The 23,940-nt window shown below is 64.5% G+C and carries 20 protein-coding genes; 10 read left to right on the top strand and 10 right to left on the bottom strand.

Annotated features, from left to right (window positions below; genetic code table 11):
• The first annotated feature begins 7 nt into the window (after positions 1-7).
• Positions 8-574 (top strand): nucleotidyltransferase family protein, encoded by a 567-nt coding sequence (locus tag B5V03_RS14120; RefSeq protein WP_129270889.1) that lies wholly within the window; start codon positions 8-10, stop codon positions 572-574.
• Positions 575-682: 108 nt separating this feature from the next.
• Here B5V03_RS14120 and B5V03_RS14115 read toward each other — a convergent pair whose 3' ends face one another.
• The 3 genes from B5V03_RS14115 to B5V03_RS14105 all read right to left on the bottom strand — a co-directional run bounded on the left by B5V03_RS14115 (position 683) and on the right by B5V03_RS14105 (position 3,446).
• Entirely contained in the window at positions 683-1,261 is a 579-nt protein-coding gene (locus tag B5V03_RS14115) for a PAN domain-containing protein (protein ID WP_129270888.1), read from the bottom strand.
• 215 nt (positions 1,262-1,476) lie between these two features.
• Positions 1,477-2,847 (bottom strand): glutamate--cysteine ligase, encoded by a 1,371-nt coding sequence (locus B5V03_RS14110; RefSeq protein WP_129270887.1) that lies wholly within the window; start codon positions 2,845-2,847, stop codon positions 1,477-1,479.
• Positions 2,848-2,948: 101 nt separating this feature from the next.
• Complete coding sequence (locus B5V03_RS14105) at positions 2,949-3,446, bottom strand: MarR family winged helix-turn-helix transcriptional regulator (RefSeq protein ID WP_129270886.1); 498 nt, start codon at positions 3,444-3,446, stop codon at positions 2,949-2,951.
• 126 nt (positions 3,447-3,572) lie between these two features.
• On the opposite strand from B5V03_RS14105, the gene gstA reads away from it, so the two are divergent.
• The 3 genes from gstA to B5V03_RS14090 all read left to right on the top strand — a co-directional run bounded on the left by gstA (position 3,573) and on the right by B5V03_RS14090 (position 5,133).
• On the top strand, positions 3,573-4,187 hold the full coding sequence (gene gstA / locus B5V03_RS14100) for a glutathione transferase GstA (protein ID WP_129270885.1): 615 nt from the start codon (positions 3,573-3,575) through the stop codon (positions 4,185-4,187).
• Positions 4,188-4,347: 160 nt separating this feature from the next.
• Positions 4,348-4,716 carry a hypothetical protein gene (locus B5V03_RS14095; protein ID WP_206736144.1) on the top strand — a complete coding sequence of 123 codons (369 nt, stop codon included), beginning with the start codon at positions 4,348-4,350 and terminating at the stop codon, positions 4,714-4,716.
• Between the two features lie 108 nt (positions 4,717-4,824).
• Positions 4,825-5,133: a hypothetical protein gene (locus B5V03_RS14090; RefSeq protein WP_164987993.1), complete on the top strand. Its 309-nt coding sequence runs from the start codon at positions 4,825-4,827 to the stop codon at positions 5,131-5,133.
• A gap of 547 nt (positions 5,134-5,680) precedes the next feature.
• Here B5V03_RS14090 and B5V03_RS14080 read toward each other — a convergent pair.
• From B5V03_RS14080 to B5V03_RS14065, 4 genes are all read right to left on the bottom strand, one after another.
• Positions 5,681-7,894, bottom strand: coding sequence for an FAD-dependent oxidoreductase (locus B5V03_RS14080; RefSeq protein ID WP_129270882.1), 2,214 nt, complete (start codon positions 7,892-7,894; stop codon positions 5,681-5,683).
• A gap of 18 nt (positions 7,895-7,912) precedes the next feature.
• Positions 7,913-9,121, bottom strand: a complete 1,209-nt coding sequence (locus tag B5V03_RS14075) for an acetyl-CoA C-acetyltransferase (protein ID WP_129270881.1) — start codon at positions 9,119-9,121, stop codon at positions 7,913-7,915.
• Between the two features lie 69 nt (positions 9,122-9,190).
• Complete coding sequence (locus B5V03_RS14070) at positions 9,191-10,981, bottom strand: acyl-CoA dehydrogenase C-terminal domain-containing protein (protein WP_129270880.1); 1,791 nt, start codon at positions 10,979-10,981, stop codon at positions 9,191-9,193.
• 39 nt (positions 10,982-11,020) lie between these two features.
• Positions 11,021-11,404 (bottom strand): nuclear transport factor 2 family protein, encoded by a 384-nt coding sequence (locus B5V03_RS14065; RefSeq protein ID WP_164987992.1) that lies wholly within the window; start codon positions 11,402-11,404, stop codon positions 11,021-11,023.
• Positions 11,405-11,610: 206 nt separating this feature from the next.
• Between B5V03_RS14065 and B5V03_RS14060 the strand changes: the two genes are divergently transcribed.
• From B5V03_RS14060 to B5V03_RS14040, 4 genes are all read left to right on the top strand, one after another.
• Positions 11,611-12,213: a PadR family transcriptional regulator gene (locus B5V03_RS14060; protein WP_129270878.1), complete on the top strand. Its 603-nt coding sequence runs from the start codon at positions 11,611-11,613 to the stop codon at positions 12,211-12,213.
• Between the two features lie 386 nt (positions 12,214-12,599).
• Positions 12,600-16,094 (top strand): tetratricopeptide repeat protein, encoded by a 3,495-nt coding sequence (locus B5V03_RS14055; RefSeq protein ID WP_129270877.1) that lies wholly within the window; start codon positions 12,600-12,602, stop codon positions 16,092-16,094.
• Positions 16,095-16,394: 300 nt separating this feature from the next.
• Complete coding sequence (locus B5V03_RS14045) at positions 16,395-17,312, top strand: sulfite exporter TauE/SafE family protein (protein WP_129270875.1); 918 nt, start codon at positions 16,395-16,397, stop codon at positions 17,310-17,312.
• Positions 17,309-18,079 carry a TIGR02186 family protein gene (locus B5V03_RS14040; RefSeq protein WP_129270874.1) on the top strand — a complete coding sequence of 257 codons (771 nt, stop codon included), beginning with the start codon at positions 17,309-17,311 and terminating at the stop codon, positions 18,077-18,079. The genes B5V03_RS14045 and B5V03_RS14040 overlap by 4 nt, the downstream gene beginning before the upstream one ends.
• Positions 18,080-18,225: 146 nt before the next feature.
• On the opposite strand, the gene B5V03_RS14035 is transcribed toward B5V03_RS14040, so the two are convergent.
• Together B5V03_RS14035 and B5V03_RS14030 are read right to left on the bottom strand one after the other, a co-directional pair.
• Positions 18,226-19,002, bottom strand: a complete 777-nt coding sequence (locus tag B5V03_RS14035; protein WP_129270873.1) for an MBL fold metallo-hydrolase — start codon at positions 19,000-19,002, stop codon at positions 18,226-18,228.
• 12 nt (positions 19,003-19,014) lie between these two features.
• Complete coding sequence (locus B5V03_RS14030; RefSeq protein WP_129270872.1) at positions 19,015-19,923, bottom strand: DMT family transporter; 909 nt, start codon at positions 19,921-19,923, stop codon at positions 19,015-19,017.
• A gap of 97 nt (positions 19,924-20,020) precedes the next feature.
• On the opposite strand from B5V03_RS14030, the gene B5V03_RS14025 reads away from it, so the two are divergent.
• Complete coding sequence (locus B5V03_RS14025) at positions 20,021-20,881, top strand: LysR family transcriptional regulator (RefSeq protein ID WP_164987991.1); 861 nt, start codon at positions 20,021-20,023, stop codon at positions 20,879-20,881.
• Positions 20,882-20,905: 24 nt separating this feature from the next.
• Here B5V03_RS14025 and B5V03_RS14020 read toward each other — a convergent pair whose 3' ends face one another.
• The gene (locus B5V03_RS14020) at positions 20,906-21,145 is read right to left on the bottom strand and encodes a hypothetical protein (protein ID WP_129270870.1); all 240 of its coding nucleotides are present in this window, start codon (positions 21,143-21,145) and stop codon (positions 20,906-20,908) included.
• Positions 21,146-21,352: 207 nt separating this feature from the next.
• Between B5V03_RS14020 and B5V03_RS14015 the strand changes: the two genes are divergently transcribed.
• On the top strand, positions 21,353-23,869 hold the full coding sequence (locus tag B5V03_RS14015) for a glycogen/starch/alpha-glucan phosphorylase (protein ID WP_164987990.1): 2,517 nt from the start codon (positions 21,353-21,355) through the stop codon (positions 23,867-23,869).
• Positions 23,870-23,940: the final 71 nt, after the last annotated feature.

Below are 23,940 nucleotides of genomic sequence, written 5' to 3'. Positions count from 1 at the left end.
AGACGCCATGGATGAGGCTCGCTTCCTCACGCTGGCGCTGAAGAATCCGGTCAACGTCGCGATCCTCGATGAGCTCCATCGCCTGGCCGTGCCGGATGCCTGGCTCGTCTCGGGATGCCTCGTGCAAACGGTGTGGAACGTGATGACCGGCCGCGCCGTCGATCATGGCATCGCCGATTACGACGTCTTCTACTTCGATCCTGATACGTCCTGGGACGCGGAGGACGCCGTGATCCGCCGGCTCTCGGTGCAACTTGCGCATCTCGCGGTGAAGATCGAGGCGCGTAACCAGGCGCGCGTGCATCTGTGGTACCCCGCCAAGCACGGCCTGCCCTATCCGCCGCTCAGCCGCGCGACGGACGGCATCGACCGCTTCCTGACACAGAATACGCAAGTTGGCGTGAGGCGCAGCGGCGAGGGTTACGAAGTCTACGCACCGCATGGGTTCGACGATATTGCAGGGCTGATCGCGCGGCCCAATCCGGGGGCGAATTTCTCCGCAGCGAATTACGCAGCGAAAGCGGCACGATGGAAGACGCTGTGGCCGGAGATCACGGTGATTGCAGCGGAGTGAGATGCCGTAGGGTGGGCAAAGCGTAGCGTGCCCACCACAACGAAACGCAGTTGAGGATCGATGGTGGGCACGGCGCTCCGCGCCTCTGCCCACCCTACGGCACCTTTTCTATCTCACCACGCCAGACGTGAATCCCGCCTTCCGCCGCGGCGGCTTGATGTCCTTTTTCAGGAAGCAGCGCGCTTCGCGGCCGGTGTAACCGGGCCGGGCATAGGTGAAGGCGCGGCACTTGTTGTCGGCGGTGCAGGCGGCCTTGCAGGCCTCCTCGCCCTCGCCGTCCTTGAGCTCGAAATTGCGCAGGTCCCCGCCGGGGCGGTCGATCGACGTCTCGACGCCCTCGACCCGGGGCTCGATCACGCCGGCACCGCGGACACCTGAGATGCAGCAATTGCCCGGCACGCGCTGGGGCACCGTGTTCTTGAGCCAGCACACCGCCGAGCCGCCTTCGATGTCGGGATAGCTGAAGCTCCAGGAGCGGCATTTGCGGTCGCGCTCGCAGAGCAGCGCGCAATCCTCGGGATCACCTGACGTGATCGGCTGGCTGAAATAGTCGCCGCCGGGCCGGTCGAACGCCGTCTGGGCGCGCGCAGGCCAGCTCGCAAGCACGAGCGAAAACAACGCGGCGCAGGCCACGACGCTTGCCAAGCCCTTTGCCATGACGGCCCCGGACAGGCGGCCCTTCCCCATCGGAACAGCTTTCGAGTTATTGACGACGCTCAGGTTTTTTCAGCCGGTCATTTGATCGCCGCAAACCTGTATGGGCGATGAACGGCTTAAGTCCTGGTCGTTGGCCTATCGGCCTAGAGCGTTTTCGAGCGGAGGTGGGCACCGGTTCGCGTCAAGAAAACGCGTCAAAATGAGAATCTAGAGCCCTGTTCCGATTTATCGGAACGGACATGGCTCTAGAACGCGTATTCCGCGTAGGCCGGTTCCACGGAGCCATTCCAGGGGCCGTTGAACTTCTCAAGCATGTCCTCGGCCGGCGTCCGGCCGGAATCGATGATGCGGTCGAGCGGCTCCAGATATCGCGTCTCATCGCGGCCGAGCTGGTCGATCCGGCCGCGCCGGCGCAGGCCGGCATGTGCCAGAACGAGGCTTTCCTTGGCGATCTCGAACAGATAGCGGTCCTTGATCCGCGACTTGAAGCCGAAGCGCGGCACGTCGTCGCGCAGGGCCTGACGCTCATGTGCGCTCCAGTGCTTCACCAGGTCCCAGGCCGCGTCGAGCGACACGTCGTCGTAGAGCAGCCCGGCCCAGAACGCCGACAGCGCGGGCAGACGGCCCCACGGGCCACCGTCGGAGCCGCGCATCTCGAGATAGCGCTTCAGCCGCACCTCGGGGAAGATCGTCGAGAGATGATTGGCCCAATCCGACAGCGTCGGACGCTCACCGGGAAGATTGTTGTTGCGACCGTCGAAGAAGGCGCGGAACGAGGAGCCCGACACGTCGATGTAGTCCTCGTCGCGCTTGACGAAATACATCGGCACGTCGAGCGCGTAATCGACATAGCGTTCAAAGCCCATGCCGTCCTCGAACGCCCACGGCATCATGCCGGCGCGTGCGTTGTCGGTGTCGCGCCAGATCTCGGAGCGGAACGACAGGAAGCCGTTCGGCTTGCCTTCGGTGAAAGGCGAATTGGCAAACAGCGCGGTTGCGACCGGCTGCAGCGCGAGCGAGACGCGCAGCTTCTTGACCATGTCGGCTTCGGAGGAGAAGTCGAGATTGGTCTGCACCGTGCAGGTCCGGTACATCATGTCGAGGCCGTACTGACCGACCTTCGGCATGTAATTGGTCATGATCTTGTAGCGGCCCTTGGGCATCACCGGGATGTCGGCCCGTGACCAGGACGGCGTCATGCCGAGGCCAAGGAAGCCGATGCCGAGCGGGGTCGCGATCTCGCGGACCTGCGCCAGATGCGCCATCAGCTCGCTCTGGGTCTGGTGCACGTTCTCGACCGGCGCGCCGGAGAGTTCGAACTGTCCGCCGGGCTCGAGCGAGATCGCGCCGCCGCCGGTGACGTCGTAGAGGCCGATGATGTTGCCCTTCTCCATGATCGGCTCCCAGCCGAGCAGGAGCTTCATGCCTTCGAGCAGCGCACCGATGCCGCGCGCACCTTCGTAGGGCACCGGGCGGTGGCCTTCGAGCGTGAACGGCGTCTTCTCGTGCTCGGTGCCCATACGGAATTCGGACGGGTCCTTGCAGCCGGCCTCGAACCACGCGACGAGCTCGTCGCGCGATTGCAGCGGCGTCATATCGATCTGGTCTCGCGCCATATCAAACTCTAATCAAAAGGGCGCTTCGACGGAACGCGCGCGGGTGACGGGGATGGTCCGCGAACCCACCGGGCGCACGGACGAGCTGGTGTGCCGCGCGATCATCGCGACGGCGTGGTTTCGTTGGAGTGGACGACGGGCGGCAGCTTCATCTCGCCGCACGAACAGCCGAGGCGGTCGAGCAGACCGCTGAGCTTGACGGCATCCGCATCGGACAGTTTCGAGCCGACATATTTCTCGATCGCGGCCGAATAGGCGCCCCACATTCGCTTCTGCAATTCACGGCCGGCCTCCGTGATCTCCACGAACTGGCCGCGCTTGTCGATCTTGCATTCGCGGCGCGAGGCGAGGCCTTCGTCGACCAGACGGTCGATCAGGCGCGACGTGGAATATTGCGGGATCAGCATCTGCCGCTCGAGTTCCACCGGCCGCAGCTCGCCCGAGGGCGCGCGCGACAATTCGAGCAGGGCGTCGTACCATGCCAGTGGCGGGAAGCCGGCCTTCTTCAGATCCTGCTCGACACAGTCGAGCACACGGCTCTGCACCCGCATCAGGCGGATCCAGGCCGAAGTAGCCTCGGTCGATGGTTTGCGTTTCATGGTCCCACTCAAGCTCGTCGCCCGTCTCTTACTCCACTCGATGCACCTGCATCAATCTTGACTCTTTCATGCAGGTGCATGTAGGCGTTCTTTCGCCCCAGCCAAGCAACAAGAGGAGGAAATTCCATGAAACTCTATTACACGCCCGGCGCCTGCTCCCTGTCCCCCCACATCGCGCTCCTGGAAGCCGGCCTGCCCTATGAGCTGGTCAAGGTCGATCTCCGGGCCAAGAAGCTCGAAAATGGTGAGGATTATCTGAAGCTGAACCCCAAGGGCCAGGTGCCTGCGCTGGGCCTCGACAGCGGTGAGATCGTGACCGAAGGCCCGGTCATTGTCCAGATGATCGCCGACCGGGCTTCAGCCAAGGCGCTGGCGCCCGCGCACGGCAGCTCCGAGCGCTACAAGCTGCTCGAATGGCTGAACTTCCTGACCTCGGAGGTCCACAAGAGCTTCGGTCCGATGTTTGCGCCGGCGCTGAACGACGAGGCCAAGGCGTTCTTCAAGGATCGTGTCATGGGCAAGCTGAAATACATCGACAGCCAGCTCGCCGGCCGCGACTACCTGATGGGCCAGCAGTTCACGGTGGCCGACGGCTACCTCTTCACGATGCTGACCTGGGGCGACCGGATGAAGTTCGACCTGTCGGCGATGCCGAACCTGACCGCCTACAAGGCCCGCGTCGCGGCGCGGCCGCAGGTGCAGGAGGCGCTGAAGAAGGAAGGTCTCGCGCAGGCGAAATAACCGCGCAGGACCCCAAGAGCGAAGGGTCTAATCGACGATCCGGTCCTTTTTCATGGTGATCCATTCGATCGGTGCCGGCGTCGAAGTCCCAGGACACCTCCTCGAGACAGCCGCCCCATGAACATCATCGTCCTGATGATGGCGGCCAGCACCGCTTGCGATGCTTGGCCTGTCGACGCCGGATCTGCCGCAGCGCAATTGCATCTTCATGATCCACCCGCAGATCACCTCGGCCGTGTTCACGAGCAAGGAAGGAAAGATCGTCTTTCCGGATCGGCCGACCGAATATCCGTGCGGCTATGCCAGGAAGACGGGCGGAACGGACATCGCCTTTACCAACCAGAATGGCTGGCGCTTCGAGGTACGCATTGGGTGCGGCGACGAGGGCAGCTGGAAAGCCAATCTTGCCGATGATGCGGTCTCGGGCCGGGCGTTCTCGCCGTTCGGCGGGACGGAAGGGGGCGAGCCCATTTACCTTAACGGAGTGGGCTTGAACCCATCCCGCGCGCTCATCGTAACTATTAATTAGAACTTATGAACCTCTGTTCGTACTATGTAAGCACTTCTGTCTTGTTCCCGCCCGCGAAGGGCGCGAAGCTTGAGTTGCAGACCAGACACGCTCGTATCGGGGTTGAAGTTGACCGTTGCCTTTATCCTGATTCTCGTCAGTGCGTTGGCAGGACTGGCTACCGGATTCACGTATCGGGTCTGGGCCTTGGTCCTGATCTCACCGCTCATCGCGCTGTTTGCCGCGATCATCCTTCACATCTACGAATTTGGCCTCGTCGGAGGCGTTACGATCATTACCGCCTGTCTCGTGGTTTCGGAGCTCGCCTACCTAGGTGCGACATATCTGATGCACAGGCGGGAGATTTCAGTTCAGGACGAGATCGACGGCGACCCAGGCGAGCAGAGCCAGCAACGCGTCCGCCGACAGCACAAGTAGGGCCAAAGCCGCCCAAAAGATCGGTCCCTTTCGCCGCAGACGCGCGCCATTTGGTTGCGGCGAGAGACGGGCAAATGCGGGTGCAGCTACATATTTCGTGGCCAGTTCGGGGGCGAGCGTGGTCTTCTGGAGTGCAAGCGCATTCATTGCAGAACTTTCCTCGTAATCTTCAACGTGTCGGCTTAAGGCGGCCGTAGAAGTGTCGGCTTAAGGCGGCCGTCGAACCCCGCCTGCCCGAATTTCGTAGCAAAACTAATGCCAGAGCCGAGCAAAAGAACGGCACCGCTTTGACGCGCCCATGGAATTTGCGCGATATTGCAGCGGGAACTATGGCACGGTACCTACGCGGATTTTGTGACGGGTTCCACAACCTGGGAACGTCATGACACAACCGTGATAGAAGGCGCCAAAACCTGAACGGCCGGATCGCTGACCCGGCCGCTCTGTTCCTGCATCATTCGGATTGCGTCAAGCGCAATCCGGGTCTTCACGTGTTGGAGCTGTCCCGAATGACGCTACGCTCAATCCGGGACACAAGGTCAATAGATCAGGCCGCCGCCTTCTTCGGCGCGAAGCGGCCGTAGAAGGTTTCGCCCTTCGCCGCCATCTCCTCGAGCAGCTTCGGCGGGGTGAAGCGCGAGCCGTATTTCGCCTCGAGCTTGTGGCAGAGCGCGACGAACTGCTTCGTGCCCATGAAGTCGATGTAGGAGAGCGTGCCGCCCGTGAACGGTGCGAAGCCGAAGCCGAGGATCGAGCCGACATCGGCCTCGCGCGGATCGGTGATGACGTGATCCTCCACCGTGCGCGCGGCTTCCACCGCCTGCACCACCAGGAAGCGTTGCTTCAGCTCCTCGATATCGAGCGTATCAGGGTCGAGCTGCTTCGGCTGGAGTGCCGAGAGGCCGGGCCACAGGCTCTTCGAGCCCTTGCCCTTCTCGGGATAGTCGTAGAAGCCTTTGCTGTTCTTGCGGCCGAGGCGGCCCTGCTTCTCGACCATCTCCACCATCAGCTTCTTCTGATCGGGATTGATGGCGTTGGGGCCGAGATCGGCCTCCGTCGCTTTCATGATCTTGAGACCGAGGTCGAGTGCGACTTCATCGGACAGCGAGAGCGGGCCAACCGGCATGCCGGCCATCTTGGCGCAGTTCTCGATCATCGCCGGCGGCACGCCTTCGAGGAACATCTCGTTGCCCTCGGCGACGTAGCGGCCGACGCAGCGGTTGGCGAAGAAGCCGCGAGAGTCATTGACGACGATCGGCGTCTTGCCGATCTGCCGGACGTAATCGAGCGCAGTCGCGAGCGCGACATCGCCGGTGTTCTTGCCCTTGATGATCTCGACCAGCATCATCTTCTCGACCGGCGAGAAGAAGTGGATGCCGACGAACTTGCCCTGGTCCTTGAAGCCTTCTGCCAGCGAGGTGATCGGCAGCGTCGAGGTGTTCGACGCGAAGATCACGTCCGGCTTCATATGCTCCTGCGCCTTGGCAAAGGTGTCGGCCTTGACCTTGCGGTCCTCGAACACGGCCTCGATGACGAGGTCGACATCCTTCAGCGCGGCATAGTCGGCGGTCGGCGTGATACGCGCGAGCAGCGCTTCGGCATCACCAGGTTTGGCGCGGCCCTTCTTGATCTGCTCCTCGATCACCTTCTGCGCATGCGCCTTGCCCTTGTCGGCGCTCTCCTGGTCGCGGTCGATCAGGACGACGTCGAGGCCAGCGCGGGCCGAGACGTAGCCGACGCTCGCGCCCATGAAGCCGGCGCCGATCACGGCGATCTTCTTCACCTTGGTTGCGGGCACATCCTTCGGACGGCGCGCGCCCTTGTTCAATTCCTGCATCGACAGGAACAGGCTGCGGATCATCGCGGCCGCTTCCTTCGAGCGCAGCACCGAAGTGAAGTAACGGGACTCCACGCGCAGCGCGGCGTCGATCGGCAATTGCAGGCCTTCATAGACGCAGCTCATGATCGCGCGCGCGGCCGGATAGTTGTCGTAGGTCTCGCGGCGATAGATCGCGTTGCCGGCCGGAAACATCATCATGCCGGCCTTGGAGAACACCGGACCGCCCGGGAGCTTGAAACCCTTCTCGTCCCAGGGCGCGACGGCCTTGCCGCCGCCCTTGATCCAGTCCTTCGCGGCCTTGATGAGATCGGCCGCGGGGACGATGGCGTGAATCAAATTCAGCGCCTTGGCCTTCTCCACCGCAACCGGATCGCCCTTGAGCAGGATCGTCATCGCGTCCTGCGGCGGCACCAGCCGCGGCACGCGCTGCGTGCCGCCGGCGCCGGGGAACAGGCCGACCTTGACCTCGGGCAGGCCGAGACGGGTCTTGGGGTTTTCCGCGGCCACACGATAGTGGCAGCACAGCGTGATCTCGAAACCGCCGCCGAGCGCGAGGCCGTTGATCGCGGCCGCCCACGGCTTGCCTGATGTTTCGATCGAGCGCAGCACCTGCGAGAAGCGGCGGGCCTGGTCGAACAGCATCTGGTTTGCCGCGGTCTCGTCCTGCTCCTTCAGCACCTTGGCGTAGGCCTGGTTCATGCCTTCGAGCATGGAGAGATCAGCCCCGGCGCAGAAAGCCTCTTTCGCCGAGGTGATGACCACGCCCTTCACCGCGGCATCAGCCGTGGTGTCCTTGACGATCGCGTCGAGCTCGCTGGTCGAGGTCTCGTCGAGCACGTTCATCGAACGGCCCGGGATGTCCCAGGTGACGAGCGCGATGCCATCAGAATCGGTCTCAACCTTGAAGTTCTTGTAAGCCATGTTGGTTGCTCCCTACCCTTAAACCCGCTCGATGATGGTCGCGGTGCCCATGCCGCCGCCGATGCACAGCGTCACCAGGGCCGTGGACTTGTTAGTGCGCTCGAGTTCGTCGAGCACTGTGCCCAAAATCATCGCACCGGTCGCACCAAGCGGATGGCCGAGCGCAATCGCGCCGCCATTGACGTTGATCTTGGCGTTGTCGATGTCGAAGGCCTGGATGTAGCGCAGCACGACCGAGGCAAAGGCCTCGTTGAGCTCGAACAGGTCGATGTCCGACTTCGTCATGCCGGAGCGTGCGAACAGCTTTTCGGTGACGTCGACCGGTCCGGTGAGCATCATCGCCGGCTCGGAGCCAATGTTCGCGAACGCGCGGATTTTTGCACGCGGCTTCAGGCCATACTTGCTGGCCGCTTCCTTGCTGCCGAGCAGTACGGCGCCGGCGCCGTCGACGATGCCCGAAGAATTGCCGGCGTGGTGCACGTAGTTGACGCGCTCGATCTCGGGATGCGACTGCACCGCGACGCCGTCAAAACCGCCCATCTGCGCCATCATCGTGAACGACGGCTGCAGCTGCGCCAGCGACTGCATCGTCGTCGAGGGACGCATATGCTCGTCCTTGGCGAGGATGGTGAGGCCGTTGATGTCCTTCACCGGCACCACGGACTTGTTGAAGCGGCCCTCCTCCCAGGACTTGGCCGCACGCTGCTGGCTCTGCACAGCATAGGCGTCGACGTCGTCGCGCGAGAAGCCATATTTGGTGGCGATCAGATCGGCCGAGACGCCCTGCGGCATGAAGTAGGACGGCACCGCCATCGACGGATCCATCGGCCAGGCACCGCCGGAGGCGCCGATGCCGACGCGGCTCATCGATTCGGCGCCGCCACCGATCACCAGCTCATGCTGGCCGCTCATCACCTGCGCGGCAGCAAAGTTCACGGCGTCGAGGCCGGAAGCACAGAAGCGGCTGATCTGCACGCCGGGCACGGCCTCGCCGAGGCCCGCCTTGAGCGCGGCGAAGCGCGCGATGTCGGAGCCGGCTTCGCCGACCGGATCGACCACGCCGAGAATGACGTCGTCGACGGAGTCTTCAGGAAGGTTGTTGCGGTCCTTCAGCGCCTTCAGCGGCACCGTCGCAAGCGCGAGCGCGGTCACCTCGTGGAGCGCGCCGTCGGCCTTGCCGCGGCCGCGCGGGGTCCGGACGTGATCGTAGATATAGGCATCTGCCATGGGAGCCTCCTGATTGCAGTTATTTTGTTATGACCGTCGCGCGGTCGCGATCATTCGTGGGCGAAAGCCTCAGAACGCTTCCGCCGGCAGTTCCATGATGGTGGCGCAGCCGGACTGGATGCGCGCGAGATTGGCGGCGGTCTCCGGCAACATGCGCTCCATGAAGAAGCGGCCGGTGACGAGTTTTGTGGAGAGATAGGGCGTCGCCCCGCTCTCGGCAATCTTCCCTAGCGTCACCTTCGCCATCTTCGCCCACATGTAACCGAGCGCGACGAAGCCGAAGAGATGCAGGTAGTCGGTTGCGGCGGCGCCCGCGTTATCCGGCTTCATCATCGCGTTCTGCATCAGCCACGTGGTGGCCTGCTGGAGATGCCCGAGCGAAGCCGACAGCGGGGTGACGAACGGCTTCATGGCCTCGTCGCCGCCATTCTCCTTGGCAAACGCGCCGACCTCACCGAAGAACGCCATGATGGCACGCCCGCCATCGCGCGGCAGCTTGCGGCCGACGAGGTCGAGCGCCTGGATGCCGTTGGCGCCTTCATAGATCATCGCAATACGCGCGTCGCGCACGAACTGCTCCATGCCCTGCTCGGCGATGTAGCCGTGGCCGCCATACATCTGCTGCGCCTGCACCGCATTGGCGAAGCCGTACTCGGTGAGAAAACCCTTCAGCACCGGCGTCATCAGGCCCATGTGATCGTCGGCGGCCTGGCGGTCCTTCGGATCTTCGGAGCGATGCGCGACGTCGCTCTTCAGCGCGGTCCACATCACGAAGGCGCGCGCGGCCTCGTTGAAGGCGCGGATCGACAGCAGCGTGCGGCGCACGTCGGGATGCACGATGATCGGATCGGCCTGCTTGTCCGGTGCCTTGGCGCCGGTGAGGGAGCGGCCCTGGATGCGCTCGCGGGCATAGGCGACCGCGTTCTGATAGGCGACCTCGGACTGCGCGAGGCCCTGCACGGCGACGCCGAGACGGGCTTCGTTCATCATCACGAACATGCCCTGCATGCCCTTGTTCTCTTCGCCGATCAGCCAGCCGGTGGCGCTGTCGTAGTTCATCACGCAGGTGGAATTGCCGTGGATGCCCATCTTGTGCTCGATCGAGCCGCAGACCACGCCGTTGCGTGCGCCGACCGAACCATCGGCATTCACCAGGAATTTCGGCACCACGAACAACGACACGCCCTTGATGCCGGCGGGCGCACCCTCGATGCGGGCGAGCACGAGGTGGATGATGTTGGGGGCGAGGTCATGCTCGCCGGCCGAGATGAAGATCTTGGTGCCGGTGATCTTGAAGCTGCCGTCGGCCTGACGCACCGCCTTGGTGCGGAGCATGCCGAGATCGGTGCCGCATTGCGGCTCGGTCAGGTTCATGGTGCCGGTCCATTCGCCGGCCACCATTTTCGGCACGTAGGTCTTCTTTTGCTCGGGCGAGCCATGCACGATCAACGCCGCGGTCGCGCCCATGGTGAGGCCGCCATACATCGAGAACGCCATGTTGGCGGAGATCTGGAATTCGTTGACCGCCTGGGAGAGTGTCACCGGCAGGCCCTGGCCGCCAAACTCGGTCGGCGCCGACAGACCAAGCCAGCCGCCCTCGGCGACCTGCTTGAACGCGTCCTTAAAGCCCTTCGGCGTGGTGACGCTGCCGTCGTCGGCGCGCTTGCAGCCTTCGAGATCGCCGACGCGATTGAGCGGCTGGAGCACCTCTTCGGCGAGCTTGGCGGCTTCGCCCAAAATCGCTTCGCGCACGTCGCTCGACGCATCGGAGAAGCCGGCGAGGTTGTCGTAGCGGTCGATCTGGAAGACGTCGTTGAGCAGGAAGTTCACGTCTTCGACGGGGGCTTTATAGATCGGCATAGTGGTCTCCCGGCATGGGCTCTGAAGTGGTGGAATTCTCTACGATTGGGCGGCCAACTGCTCGGCCATCAGGCGATGCAGCATGTTGATCGCCTTGAGCGGACGCACCATCACCTTGAAATGGGTGATGCGTCCCTCGGCATCGAAAGTGATGATGTCGACACCGTTGATCTCGATGCCGTCGATGACATTCTTGAATTCGAGCACGGCACCATTGGCGCTGCGCCACTCGCCGACATAGCTGAAGCCGGGACCGCCGAGCACCTTTTCGGCGCTGGCCAGGTATTTGAAGGTGATGTCGCGCCCGCGCTGCGGCGAGTGCACGACGGGGCTTTCGAACACGGCGTCGGGATGGAGCAGGTCCCAGAGCGCTTTGCCGTCATGGGCCTTCATGAAGGCGTACCAGGAATCGAGGCCGGTCATTGTCAGGTGCCTCCCTTGGATCAAAGGCCTTAACAAAAAACTCGAAAACAACCCCATACACAGTAGCGAAGGGGTTGATTCCGCTGGGTTTTTGGGTCGGGTCTCGAGGCCCGACCGTGGGCCGCTTCATATGCACATTGACGCATATGCACCAATGCGCATAAAGTCAAGTCAATTGGTCGAGACTTCTAAAGGGAGCTGGTGCCATGGCGCTGGGCGACGCAATCCTCGCATGCCTGACGGAACGTCCGATGACGGGCTACGAGCTCGCCAAGACGTTCGACTCCTCGATCGGCTTCTTCTGGAAGGCCGATCACCAGCAGATCTACCGCGAGCTCTCCAAGCTACGCGACCGCGGCTACATCCAGGGCCGCGAGGTCGTGCAATCAGGCAAACCCAATAAGCTCATCTATACGCTCACTCCGGAAGGGCGAACAGCGCTGCGGCACTGGGCCGCGCGGCCAAGCACGCCCCCCTCGATCAAGGACGACCTGCTGGTCCGCCTGCATGCGCTCGACAGCATCGACATCGAGCCGATGCGGACCGATCTGATGGCCCGCCTGGAGCACCACCGCGACCGCCACACCAATTACGAGCGCATCCTGAAAAAGCGTTTTCCGGAAGGGACGGCGTCCGGCGTGCTCGACCTCGGTAATCTGCTGCTGCTCCAGCTCGGCGCCCGCCACGAGCAGCTGGTGGCCGACTTTTGCGAGGAGGCCCTCGAGGCGCTGTCGGCGATGAGCGGCAAGGGTAAGGATACGGGCACGGTGGTGCCGCTGGAGGACGGCAAGCGGGAGGGGAAGGGCTAGTCGACCGCCCGATGCTGCGAGAGACTGTCATCACACCCACCGTGTCATGCCCCGCAAAGGCGGGGCATCCAGTACTGCGAGGGCGGCGCGGCTGGAATCGAGCCGCCGCGGCGTACTGGATCGCCCGCCTTCGCGGGCGACGACGCTGAGTATGTGGCGGCGGCAGCGGATGCAGCGACACCGGTCCAGCCAGCCACCCCCAGGGTTCCGGCCGCCCAACTTTAAGACACCGTCAACGGGTTCCTTAACCCGTTATTTACCGTAACAGACAAAAGTCGGTTTTCGAGGCAGACGACCCGCGCCAAATCCGATTGTCTTTGCAACCGGCACGCGAGGGAAGGCTGGAGGTGCCGGGTGGGGCGCCGAAGTCGGAACCGGACAGAGTCATGAATTCGCGCGTATCGTGGAGTGTTGACGGCATCGATCCATCCGTCAGGGAGCGGGCCGAAGCTGCTGCGCGTCGTGCCGGCATGTCACTCAACGATTGGCTGAACTCCACGCTCGGCGAGACTGCCCCGCCAAACTTTCGCGGCCCTTACGATCAGCGCCAAGATCAACGTCACGATCAACGTCAGGATCAACGTCACGATCCGCGCGCGCAGCAAATGCCGAGCCAGGCACCGAGCCAGGAGAGTCGCGAAGTCGCCGACATCCATCAGCGGCTCGACGCGATCACCCAGCAGATCGAACGGATTTCGAAGCCCTCACCGCGCCAGGACCCGTCTCGCGAAAGAGACGTCTCGCGCGAGCAGGGCGTTGCGCGTCAGCTCAACGACGCAATCTCGCGGCTCGATGCGCGCCTGTCGCAAATCTCAAAGCCGCAGCAACAGCCTCAGGCTCCGCGGCAGGCACCGGCACCCGTCGAAACACGCCAGCGCCAGGCCGATGCGGTCGAACGCGCGGCAGCGCAAGTCTATCGCAGCTCACCTCCCCTGAGCCCCGCGTCGTTCGACGTGGCCGTCGCCGAGATCACGGCGCGCCAGAGCGAGCTCGACGGTTTTGCGCCGCGCCAGGTGCCGCCGCGCGCTGCGCCCTCGATTGCGCCCAGTGCTGCTCCCTGGACTGCTCCTTACGCGCCTTCGATGGCGCCGCCCGCGCCTGCCTATGCTCCGCCGCCACCGCAAGCAGGGCCGGATTTCTCGTCGCTCGAACGCCATTTGCTGAAGATCACGAGCCAGATCGAATCGCTGCAGCGTCCTGACAATACCGAGCAGGCGATCAACGGCTTCCGTTCCGAGCTCGCCGAGATCCGCAACGCCATCACCGAAGCGATGCCGCGGCGCGCGATCGAGTCGATCGAGAACGAGATCCGCTCGCTGCACCGTCGCATCGACGAGACCCGGTCCAACGGCACCGACGGACAGGTGTTGTCAGGCATCGAGCGCGCGCTGTCCGACATCAAGCAGGTGCTGCGCACGCTGACGCCGGCCGAGCAGCTCACCGGCTATGACGAGGCGATCCGCAATCTCGGCGCCAAGCTCGACCTGATCCTGCGCGCCAATGACGATCCCTCGACGGTGCGTCAGCTCGAAGGCGCGATCGCCGCGCTGCGCGGCATCGTCTCCAACGTCGCCTCCAACGAAGCGCTGGCACGGCTTTCGGACGACGTGCAGCTGCTGTCGTCCAAGGTCGACCAGGTCAACCGCTCGTCCGGCAACGGCGACAGCTTTGCGGTGCTGGAGCAGCGTATCGCTGCGCTCACAGCCGCGCTGGAAACGCGCGAGCGACCGCAACCGACCGAGAGCAGCGAACATCTGGAAGCCGCGATCCGCGCACTGTCGGACCGGTTCGACCGTATGCAGGTCGGCAACGATTCCGCCTCGACCTTTGCCCATCTCGAACAGCGGGTCTCGTATCTGCTGGAGCGCATCGAGGCCGCCTCCGATCCGCGCGGCGGCAATCTCAGCCGCGTCGAGGACGGGCTGCACGACATCCTCAGGCATCTGGAACGGCAGCAGGCGACCTATTCGGCACTCGCCGAGAGCCGCAATTCCGCTCCCCCCGCCGATTCCGGAATGGTCGATCTCGTCAAGCGCGAGCTCTCCGACATCCGCTTCAGCCAGTCCGAGACCAACCGCAGCACCCAGGACTCGCTCGACGCCGTCCACAGTGCGCTCGGCCATGTCGTCGACCGTCTCTCGATGATCGAGGGTGATCTGCGCGCGGTGCGCACCGCGCCGCCGGCCCCCGCGCCGATGCCCATGACGATGCCGATGGCCGCCCCGATGGAGCCCGCGCCGATGGCGCGTGAGCCGCGGCCACAGCAGCAGCACCAGCAGCCGAAATACGATCCGAAGCCGGAGCTTCCCAACCCGGCCGCTGCACAACACGCGCAGTCGGCATTCGTCGCTGCGCCGCGCGAATTCCACGCTGCCGCCGCACCGGCCGCACCGCCGCCGCCAGTGCCGATGGCGCCGCAAGTCGCACCACCCTTGCCGCCGCGCGCGATCAGCGAGATCCTCGAGCCGCACACGGCGCCCGCGCGCGCCGCGATCGCGCCCGAATTGCCGCCGGATCATCCGCTCGAGCCGGGCACCCGGCCGGGCGGGCGCGTTGCCACGCCGTCGGAGCGCATTGCCGCCTCCGAGAGCGCGATCAGCGAAATTCCCGCCGCGCCGAAGGAGCCGGTGTCGTCGTCGAGCTTCATCGCCGCCGCGCGCCGCGCCGCGCAAGCTGCCGCCGCGCAACCGCCGGAAAAGCCCGCCCGCGGCGCCAAGGCCGCAATCGCTCGTGCCAAGGACAAGGGCCAGGAAGGCGCCTCGACCATCACCTCAAAAATCCGCTCGCTGCTGGTCGGCGCGAGCGTGGTCGTGATCGTGCTCGGCACCTTCAAGATGGCGATGAACCTGCTCGATGGCGGCAGCCCGCCGCCGTCACCGCAGGCGATGGAGAATTCCTCGCCCGCGCCCGCGCCGCAGGCACCGCCGCCGGTCGAGACCAAGCCGGCGACCCCCGAGCAGATCACGCCGTCGATGACTTCGCCGACGCCGATCGGCAAGCAATCGCAGAACAATGCCGCGCCGGCCCTGCCCGCGAACGCCGGCAGCTCGGCCTCGGTTGAAATTCCGCCGGCCCCAGTCGCGCCGCCGCCTGCCTCCAGCGACGTCACCGGCGCGCTGTCGGCCGCCAGCCGCGCGCGGCTCAGCATGGTGCAGGTGCCGCCCAGCGAGAAGCTGCCCGACGGCATCGGCGGCCCCGGCTTGCGTACTGCCGCGATGAAGGGCGACGCGACCGCGGCCTATGAGGTCGGCGTGCGCTTTGCCGAGGGCAAGGGCGTGGCTGCAAACTATGACGAAGCCGCGAAATGGTATGACCGCGCGGCGCAGGCTGGCGTGGTGCCCGCAACCTTCCGCCTCGGCACGCTCTACGAAAAGGGCCTCGGCGTGAAGAAAGACGCCGACATCGCCCGCCGCTACTACACCCAGGCCGCCGAGCGCGGCAATGCCAAGGCCATGCACAATCTCGCGGTGCTCGATGCCGACGGCGGCGGACGCGGCGCCAATTACAAGAGCGCGGCACAGTGGTTCCGCAAGGCCGCCGATCGCGGCGTCGCCGACAGCCAGTTCAACCTCGGCATCCTCTATGCCCGCGGCATCGGCGTCGAACAGAACCTCGCAGAATCCTACAAATGGTTCAGCCTCGCGGCCGCCCAGGGTGACGCGGATGCGTCCGGCAAGCGCGACGATGTCGCCACGCGTCTCGACCCGCAATCGCTCGCCGCCGCCAAGCTCGCGATCCAGACGTTCAGCGCCGAGCCGCAGCCCGACGACGCCGTCAACGTTCCGGCCCCGAACGGCGGCTGGGACAGCGCGCCGCAGGCAAACGCAAAGCCCGCGCCGAAGCCGGTCGCGAGCAAGAAGTCGGCGTCGGCCGCGCGCTGATCGACTTAGTACGCTCTTTCCTCTTGCTCTTGTCGTCGCCCGGCTTGACCGGGCGATCCAGTATTCCAGAGGCCGGCGTTAAGGAGCTCGCTCTCACAACAACGCGCGCGGCGTACTGGATGCCCCGGTCAAGCCGGGGCATGACAGCGGAGAATGTGGCGAGCTTCTCGGCAGGTAGTAACCTCCCATCTGATCCCCGCCGCCATCATTCACCACGCCCCAAATTCCTGATCCCTCCCCGCGATGAATTCCGCTATTGAGGGACGCGGCAATCGATCCGTCCCGCCGGTGCGTGGTTCAATGCAGCTTTATCTCCCGATCGCCGATCTTCCGGTCAACGTCTTCCTGGTGCTGGCGATGGGCGCGGCGGTCGGCTTCGTCTCCGGCATGTTCGGGATCGGCGGTGGTTTTCTGATGACGCCGCTTTTGATCTTCATCGGCATCACGCCGGCGGTCGCGGTCGCCTCCGTGGCGAGCCACATCGCGGCCTCCTCATTTTCTGGCGCGCTGTCCTACTGGCGGCGGCGCGCGATCGATCCGGCGCTGGCGAGCGTATTGCTGTGCGGCGGCGTGACCGGGACGGCGCTCGGCGTGTGGACTTTCACGCAGCTGCGCGCGCTCGGGCAGCTCGACCTGATGATCGCGCTGTCCTACGTCGTGCTGCTCACCACCGTCGGCAGCCTGATGTTCTCCGAGGGCCTGCGCGCGCTGATGCGGACCCGGCGCGGCGCGGTGCCGCCACGGCGCACGCATAACTGGATCCATGGCCTGCCGCTGAAAATGCGGTTCAAGCGCTCGAAGATCTATCTCTCGGTCATTCCGATCGTGATCGTCGGCATCGTGATCGGCTTCATCGGCGCCATCATGGGCATCGGCGGCGGTTTTATTCTCGTGCCGATCATGATCTATGTCTTGCGAGTGCCGACATCGACGGTGATCGGGACCTCGATGGTCCTGACGCTGGTCACCATGCTGTTCGCGACCTTGCTGCACGCGGTGACCAATCATCTCGTCGATGCCGTGCTGGCGCTGATCCTGATGGTCGGCGGCGTCACCGGCGCGCAGTTCGGCGCCCGTGCCGGCCAGAAGATCCGCGGCGAGCAGCTGCGGCTGCTGCTGGGCTTGCTGATCCTCTCGGTCGGCGTCCGCTTTGCGATCGAGCTGGTGATCCGGCCCGAGGACCTCTTCACCATCCGTGAGCTCGGGGTGAGCGGATGATGCGCACACTTTTGGCAGCCCTGCTCGTCCTGCTGCTCGGCTCAATCGCGCACGCCGAGCGGCTGATCGTGTCGGTCTCCAACCACCGGGTCACCGTGACGCCGAATTATTCGGGCGAGGAGCTGGTGCTGTTCGGCTCGGTCGAGAAGGACGCCACGACGCCTGCCGACCGCACCGCTTACGATCTCGTCGTCACCGTGATGGGCCCGCGCGCCGACATGGTGACGCGGCGCAAGGAGCGCACCTTCGGCATCTGGATCAACACGGATTACCGGCAGTTCCTGCAAGTGCCGAGCTATCTGGCGCTGTTCGCGAACCGCTCCTTCGACGTCATCACCTCGCCCGAGATCGCGCGGCGGCAGCAGATCGGGCTGAACAACGTGCTGCTGACCCAGCGTGTCAGCGGCGATTATGCCGATGTGGTGCCGAACGATGCTTTTCGATCTGCGTTCATTCGCTTGCGCACCCAGCGCGGGCTCTATCGCGAGGATGCGAGCGCGGTGACGTTTTTGACGCCGACACTGTTCCGCACCGGCATTCCGCTGCCGGCCGAGGTGCCGATCGGCACCTATGAGGTCGAGATCAAGCTGTTTGCCAACGGCGCGTTCATCGGCAAGACCGAGACCGCCTTCGAGATCGTCAAGGTCGGCTTCGAGCAGTTCGTCGCAACGACCGCGCGGCAGAACGGGCTGATCTATGGCCTCGTCACGGCGGCGATGGCGCTGATGACGGGATGGATGGCGTCGATTGTTTTCAGGAAGGATTGAGGGGCGACGCTCTCTCCTCTCGTCGTCGCCCGGCTTGACCGGGCGACCCAGTATTCCAGAGGCCGGCGTTAAGGAGCTCGCTCTCACAACGACCGCCGCGGCGTGCTGGATGCCCCGGTCAAGCCGGGGCATGACAGCTGCGGCAGCTACGGCGCTTCGACCACCGTCGGCACGCCCGGCTCCAGCAGGCGCAGCCGCGTGCCGAAACCCAGCACGTCAAACGTCTTGCGCAGATCCTCGCTGTTCTGGCGGAAATGTGCCCAGCCTTCGGTGTGCACGGGCACGATCATCGCATCGGGAAAGGCGCGCGCGGTCTCGATGGTGTCGTTGGTGTCCATGGTGAGATGGAACGGCCCGCGCGTTTGCGCGGCGCCGGCGAAGGGCAGCACCACGCCACATTTGAAGCGGCGCGCGACCTCGGCGACGCCGTCGAACCAGGTGGTGTCGCCGCTGATATAGACCGAGGTGGTGTCCTTCCGGCTCGAGGACACCACGAAGCCGATGACATCGCCCGACAGCGGCTCGATGCCGGCCGGGCCATGGCGCGCAGGTGTCGCGGTGATCGTCAGCGCATTGCCGTCGCGGTCTTTCAGATGCGCGGTCGCCCAGGGCGCAAGACCCTCGGCATGCCCGCCGAGCCGCTTGGCACCGGCCTCTGTCGTCAGCACGCGCTTGGCGTGCTTCAGGAATTCACGGCCCGCATTGTCGAGATTGTCCGAATGCTGGTCGTGGCTGAGCAGCACGGCATCGACCGGGCCGATCGCGTCGGCCTTCATCGCGGGACCGATGGTCTTCTCCAGCTTCACATGTGGCAGCTGATAGGCGGTGTGCGCGTCGTCGAAGGTCGGATCGGTGAGCAGGCGAAAGCCGTCGATCTCGATCAGCGCGGTGGGGCCGCCGATCAGGGTGATGGAGATGGGCATGTTGAACTCCTCCTAAGAGACCGATTTGGCGGGCCGCGTCACGAGATAGATGCCGAGTGCGACCGGAATGATTCCGAGCAGATCACGGGCCTCGACATGCTCGCCGAGCACGAGGAAGGCGAACAGCATGCCGAGCGGCGGCATCAGGAAATGATAGGCGCTGGCAGCGGTGGCGCCACACACTTTCAGGAGATGAAACCAGAGCCAGTAGGCGAGGATCGAGCCGCCGAGCACCAGGAAGGCGAAGGCGCCGATCAGACCCGGCGTAAAGTCAATGGCGTGGACGTCGGCAAAGGTGAGCGCGACCGGCGTCAGCACGATGCCGGCCGCGAGATTCTGCACGCCGTTGCCGATCCACAGGCTTCCCTTGGGCGCGAGCAGCTTGAACAGGATCGTGCCGGCGACGATGGAGGCGAGTGAGGCCAGCGTGAAGACAATGCCGTGAAACGAGTCGGTGCCGACCGACAGCCGGTGCCAGACGATTGCCGTCACGCCGATGATGCCGAGTAGGAGGCCGCTCGCCTTGCGCCAGGTCATGCCTTCGCCGAGCAACAGCGCCGCTAACGCGGCGGTGAAGACCGGATTGGCCGAGACGATCAGACCGCCGAGGCCGGCGGAGACCGATTGCAGGCCGGTATAGCCAAGCCCGAGATAGAGCGCGTTGTTGGCGATCCCGAGCACCGCGAAGATCGCGGCATCGCGCCACGACAGCGACCAGTCGCCACGGACCATCGTGGCCCCCAGGATCAAGATGCCGGCGAGCGAGAAACGCGCGGCGAGCAGGATCAGCGGCGGGCAATGGGTGACGCCGATCTTGCCGGCGACGAAGGCATAGCTCCAGAGCAGGCAAAACAGCCCGATGGCGAACGGCAGCGTGCTGAAGCGGCTGCGGGGGGCGGGAAGCGAGGTGGCGAGCGACATGGGGCATTCTCCTGAGCTTCCGATCTAGGGAGCCGGCTTGCCATTTGGAAATTAAATGATTAACTGCCAATCAGTGGATTTTCGAATGGAGGCGGATATGCTCGATCTCGAGCTGCTGCGCAGCTTCGTCTCGGTGGTCGAGGCCGGCGGCTTCACCCGCGCCGGCGAGCGGGTCCACCGCACCCAATCGACCGTGAGCCAGCAGATCAAGCGGCTGGAGGAAGACGTCGGCCAGGTGCTGCTGCATCGCGACGGCAAGGACGTGCGCCCCACCGAAGCCGGCGAACGGCTGCTGTCCTATGCGCGGCGGCTGCTGTCGCTTGCGGAAGAAGCACGCGACGTGCTGCGCGAGCCCGACGGGGGCGCGGTCCGGCTCGGCATCCCTGAGGATTTTGCGGCATACCGTCTGGCAAAGTTGCTGGGCGCCTTTGCACGCTCGCATCCGAACCTTCGGCTCGACGTGCGCGCCGACCAGAGCAAGAACCTCGCCCGCGATCTCGAACGCGGCGAGCTCGATCTCGCGCTGTTCAAGCGCGAGGCCGGAGGGAGGGACGCGATCGCCGTATGGCCCGAGGAAGTGCATTGGGTCACCAGCAAGAGTCATCCTGTCGACGTCAACGTGCCGTCTGTGCCGCTGATCGGCTTTCCGCTCGGCTGCCTCTACCGCGCCGGCGCGATTCATGCGCTCGAGAGCTCCGGCCGTGCGTGGCACATGTCCTATATGTCGTCGAGCCTCGCCGGTATTCAGGCCGCAGTTGCCGCCGGCATGGGCCTGAGCATTCTGTCGGAGATGTCGATCCAGTCAGACCATCGCGTGCTGACGGCCAAGGACGGCTTTGCGCCGATCAATCGCACCGAGGTGGCACTGATGGCCGCGCCGAACGCGAGCTCCGCGACGCTGCGGCTCGCGGAGCGGCTGGCGGAGTTTTGCGAGGACGTGCAGGCGAAGGCGGCCTGAGCTCGCGAACCGCGCGGCGGCGCCTCAATTCGCGACCAGCCTGTCCCCGCACGCATTTGCATAGAACTTGCCGCCGCATTGACGCTTGATGGCGGCGCAACGGGCGGCGGGCGACGCATTTTGCGGGACAGAAAAGCCGCAGCTGAGGCCGTCGGCGCTGCGGCCGGATTTGCCAGCGGCAAACGCAGCGCTGGACGCGGTGATGCAGACGACGAGCAGGCCCGCAGCGGCGATTTCGATCAGCAGTCGCGTCAGCAGTTTCATGGCGCGTTTCCTCCACACTGATGGCTGAATTGGCCGCCATTCTAGCAGCAAATCTGCGTTTCTCCGTGCTCGCCCGGGTTCCCAAACCGGCCCGTTCCTTGCATAATTTTACGCCAGCGCAGTTCATGTCCGCACCAGCGATGGTACCGGTGCAAAGGCACGATGCGTAGGGTTAGTGGTGTTTCTGTCGACCAGGAAGTGACGGCCTTGCAAGATCAATCGTTCCAGCCAAATTTTTCCGCCCCCACGCAGCCCATCGACGAGCTCGCGCTGGCCGAGATCAAGGGCGCGATCCTGGCGAAGCTGCGCCTTGCCATCGGCAAGGACGCCGGCATGGCGACCAAGCACGACTGGTATCAGGCCGCGGCGCTGGCGCTGCGCGATCGCATCGTGCATCGCTGGCTCACGGCCGAGAAGCACAGCTACGACGCGGGCCGCAAGCGCGTCTATTATCTCTCGCTCGAATTTCTGATCGGCCGCCTCTTCACCGACGCGCTGAACAACATGGGGCTGCTGAAAATCTTCGAGGTCGCGCTCGGCGACCTCGGCGTGTCGCTGCCTGAGCTGCGCAAATGCGAACCGGATGCGGCGCTCGGCAATGGCGGCCTCGGCCGCCTCGCCGCCTGCTTCATGGAGAGCATGGCGACGCTGTCGATCCCCGCGATCGGTTACGGCATCCGCTACGATTTCGGCCTGTTCCGCCAGATCATCAATCAAGGCTGGCAGCAGGAATATCCGGACGAATGGCTCGGCTTCGGCAACCCCTGGGAATTGCAGCGGCCCGAAGTGATCTACGACATCAATTTCGGCGGCGGCGTCGAGCATGTCGACGACAAGGGCCGCGACCGCGCGATCTGGCATCCGTCCGAGACCGTGCAGGCGCTCGCCTATGACACGCCGATCGTCGGCTGGCGCGGCCAGCACGTCAATGCGCTGCGGCTGTGGTCGGCGCGCTCGCCCGATCCGTTGAAGCTCGACGCCTTCAACAAGGGCGACTATGTCAGCGCCAGCGCCGAGCAGTCGCGCGCCGAAGCCATCTGCAAATTCCTCTATCCGAACGATGAGAGCCCCGCGGGGCGCGAATTGCGCCTGCGCCAGGAATATTTCTTCGTCTCGGCTTCGCTGCAGGATCTGGTGAAGCGCCACCTCTCGTCCGACGGACAGCTCCGCAGCCTGTCGTCCAAGGTCGCGGTGCAGCTCAACGATACGCATCCGAGCCTTGCCGTCACCGAGCTGATGCGGATCCTGATCGACCTGCACAATTTCCGCTGGGACGAGGCCTGGAAGATCACGGTCGCAACCCTCTCCTACACCAACCACACGCTGCTGCCGGAAGCGCTGGAGACCTGGCCGGTCGAGCTGTTCGAGCGGCTGCTGCCGCGCCATCTTGAGATCATCTACCGCATCAACGTCCAGCATCTGGCGCTCGCCGAAGCGCGCGCGCCCGGCGACATCGATTTCCGCGCCTCGGTCTCGCTGATCGACGAGAAGAGCGGCCGCCGCGTGCGCATGGGTCAGCTCGCCTTCGTCGGCTCGCACCGCATCAACGGCGTCTCGGCGATGCATTCGGACTTGATGCGCGAGACCGTGTTTCACGATCTCAACCATCTCTATCCCGGCCGCATCACCAACAAGACCAACGGCATCACCTTCCGCCGCTGGCTGATGCTGGCGAACCCGAAGCTAACGGATTTGTTGCGCGAGACCTGCGGCGACGCCGTGCTCGACGATCCCACCCAGCTCTCGCTGATCGAGGCGCGCGCCAGCGACGTCGAATTCCAGAAGAAATTTCGCAGCGTCAAGCTTCACAACAAGACCGCGCTGGCGCGCCTGATCGGTGAGCGGCTCGGCATCAAGGTCGACCCGAATGCGCTGTTCGACGTGCAGATCAAGCGCATCCACGAATACAAGCGCCAGTTGCTCAACGTCATCGAGACGGTCGCGCTGTACCAGGCGATCAAGGACGATCCCAACGGCAATTGGGTGCCGCGGGTCAAGATCTTCGCCGGCAAGGCGGCGGCGAGCTACAAATACGCAAAACTGATCATCAAGCTGATCAACGACGTCGCGGAAGTCGTCAACAACGATCCCGCGATCGGCGGCAAGCTCAAGGTCGTGTTCCTGCCGGACTACAATGTCAGCCTCGCCGAGATCATCATTCCCGCCGCCGATTTGTCCGAGCAGATCTCGACCGCCGGCATGGAGGCCTCGGGCACCGGCAACATGAAGCTGTCGCTGAACGGTGCCCTCACCATCGGCACGCTCGACGGCGCCAATATCGAAATCCGCGACCATGTCGGCAACGAGAACATCGCGATCTTCGGCATGGAAGCCGGCGACGTGATGATCCGGCGCAAGCAGGGCCTGGACGCCTCCGACGTGATCCGCAACTCGCCAAAACTCCAGCGCGCCATCAATGCGATCGGCGGCGGCGAGTTCTCGCCCGGCGACCCCGGACGTTTCGAATCCATCGCACACGCGCTGCGTTATCTCGACCATTACATGGTCAGCGCCGATTTCGATTCCTATTACGAGGCGCAGCGCAGTGTCGATGCGCGCTGGCAGGTGGCGCCGGCCTGGACGCGCGCCTCCATCCTCAACGTCGCGCGCATGGCGTGGTTCTCGTCGGATCGCACCATCCGCGAATACGCCGAGGAGATCTGGAACGTGCCGGTCAACCCGACCACGCCGCTGCTGCCAAACCTGCGCGACGCGGCAGGCTGATTTTTCCGCGGCGTGAAATCGGCGTTACGCGACAGGTAATTGCACAAGCCGGCGGCGGACGTGATATGACG

Origin of the sequence: Bradyrhizobium betae (assembly GCF_004123905.1) — a bacterium.
Classification (GTDB): domain Bacteria; phylum Pseudomonadota; class Alphaproteobacteria; order Rhizobiales; family Xanthobacteraceae; genus Bradyrhizobium; species Bradyrhizobium betae_A.
This window is presented reverse-complemented; position numbering and strand designations above follow the sequence as displayed.

Coding starts and splice junctions, on each gene's coding strand:
- B5V03_RS14120 (WP_129270889.1), top strand. CDS start 8: ATGGATGAGGCTCGCTTCCTCACGCTGGCGCTGAAGAATCCGGTCAAC.
- B5V03_RS14045 (WP_129270875.1), top strand. CDS start 16,395: ATGCAGCTTTATCTCCCGATCGCCGATCTTCCGGTCAACGTCTTCCTG.
- B5V03_RS14105 (WP_129270886.1), bottom strand. CDS start 3,446: ATGAAACGCAAACCATCGACCGAGGCTACTTCGGCCTGGATCCGCCTG.
- B5V03_RS14070 (WP_129270880.1), bottom strand. CDS start 10,981: ATGCCGATCTATAAAGCCCCCGTCGAAGACGTGAACTTCCTGCTCAAC.
- B5V03_RS14115 (WP_129270888.1), bottom strand. CDS start 1,261: ATGGGGAAGGGCCGCCTGTCCGGGGCCGTCATGGCAAAGGGCTTGGCA.
- B5V03_RS14040 (WP_129270874.1), top strand. CDS start 17,309: ATGATGCGCACACTTTTGGCAGCCCTGCTCGTCCTGCTGCTCGGCTCA.
- B5V03_RS14075 (WP_129270881.1), bottom strand. CDS start 9,121: ATGGCAGATGCCTATATCTACGATCACGTCCGGACCCCGCGCGGCCGC.
- B5V03_RS14065 (WP_164987992.1), bottom strand. CDS start 11,404: ATGACCGGCCTCGATTCCTGGTACGCCTTCATGAAGGCCCATGACGGC.
- B5V03_RS14025 (WP_164987991.1), top strand. CDS start 20,021: ATGCTCGATCTCGAGCTGCTGCGCAGCTTCGTCTCGGTGGTCGAGGCC.
- gstA (WP_129270885.1), top strand. CDS start 3,573: ATGAAACTCTATTACACGCCCGGCGCCTGCTCCCTGTCCCCCCACATC.
- B5V03_RS14055 (WP_129270877.1), top strand. CDS start 12,600: ATGAATTCGCGCGTATCGTGGAGTGTTGACGGCATCGATCCATCCGTC.
- B5V03_RS14110 (WP_129270887.1), bottom strand. CDS start 2,847: ATGGCGCGAGACCAGATCGATATGACGCCGCTGCAATCGCGCGACGAG.
- B5V03_RS14095 (WP_206736144.1), top strand. CDS start 4,348: ATGCTTGGCCTGTCGACGCCGGATCTGCCGCAGCGCAATTGCATCTTC.
- B5V03_RS14080 (WP_129270882.1), bottom strand. CDS start 7,894: ATGGCTTACAAGAACTTCAAGGTTGAGACCGATTCTGATGGCATCGCG.
- B5V03_RS14060 (WP_129270878.1), top strand. CDS start 11,611: ATGGCGCTGGGCGACGCAATCCTCGCATGCCTGACGGAACGTCCGATG.
- B5V03_RS14035 (WP_129270873.1), bottom strand. CDS start 19,002: ATGCCCATCTCCATCACCCTGATCGGCGGCCCCACCGCGCTGATCGAG.
- B5V03_RS14020 (WP_129270870.1), bottom strand. CDS start 21,145: ATGAAACTGCTGACGCGACTGCTGATCGAAATCGCCGCTGCGGGCCTG.
- B5V03_RS14030 (WP_129270872.1), bottom strand. CDS start 19,923: ATGTCGCTCGCCACCTCGCTTCCCGCCCCCCGCAGCCGCTTCAGCACG.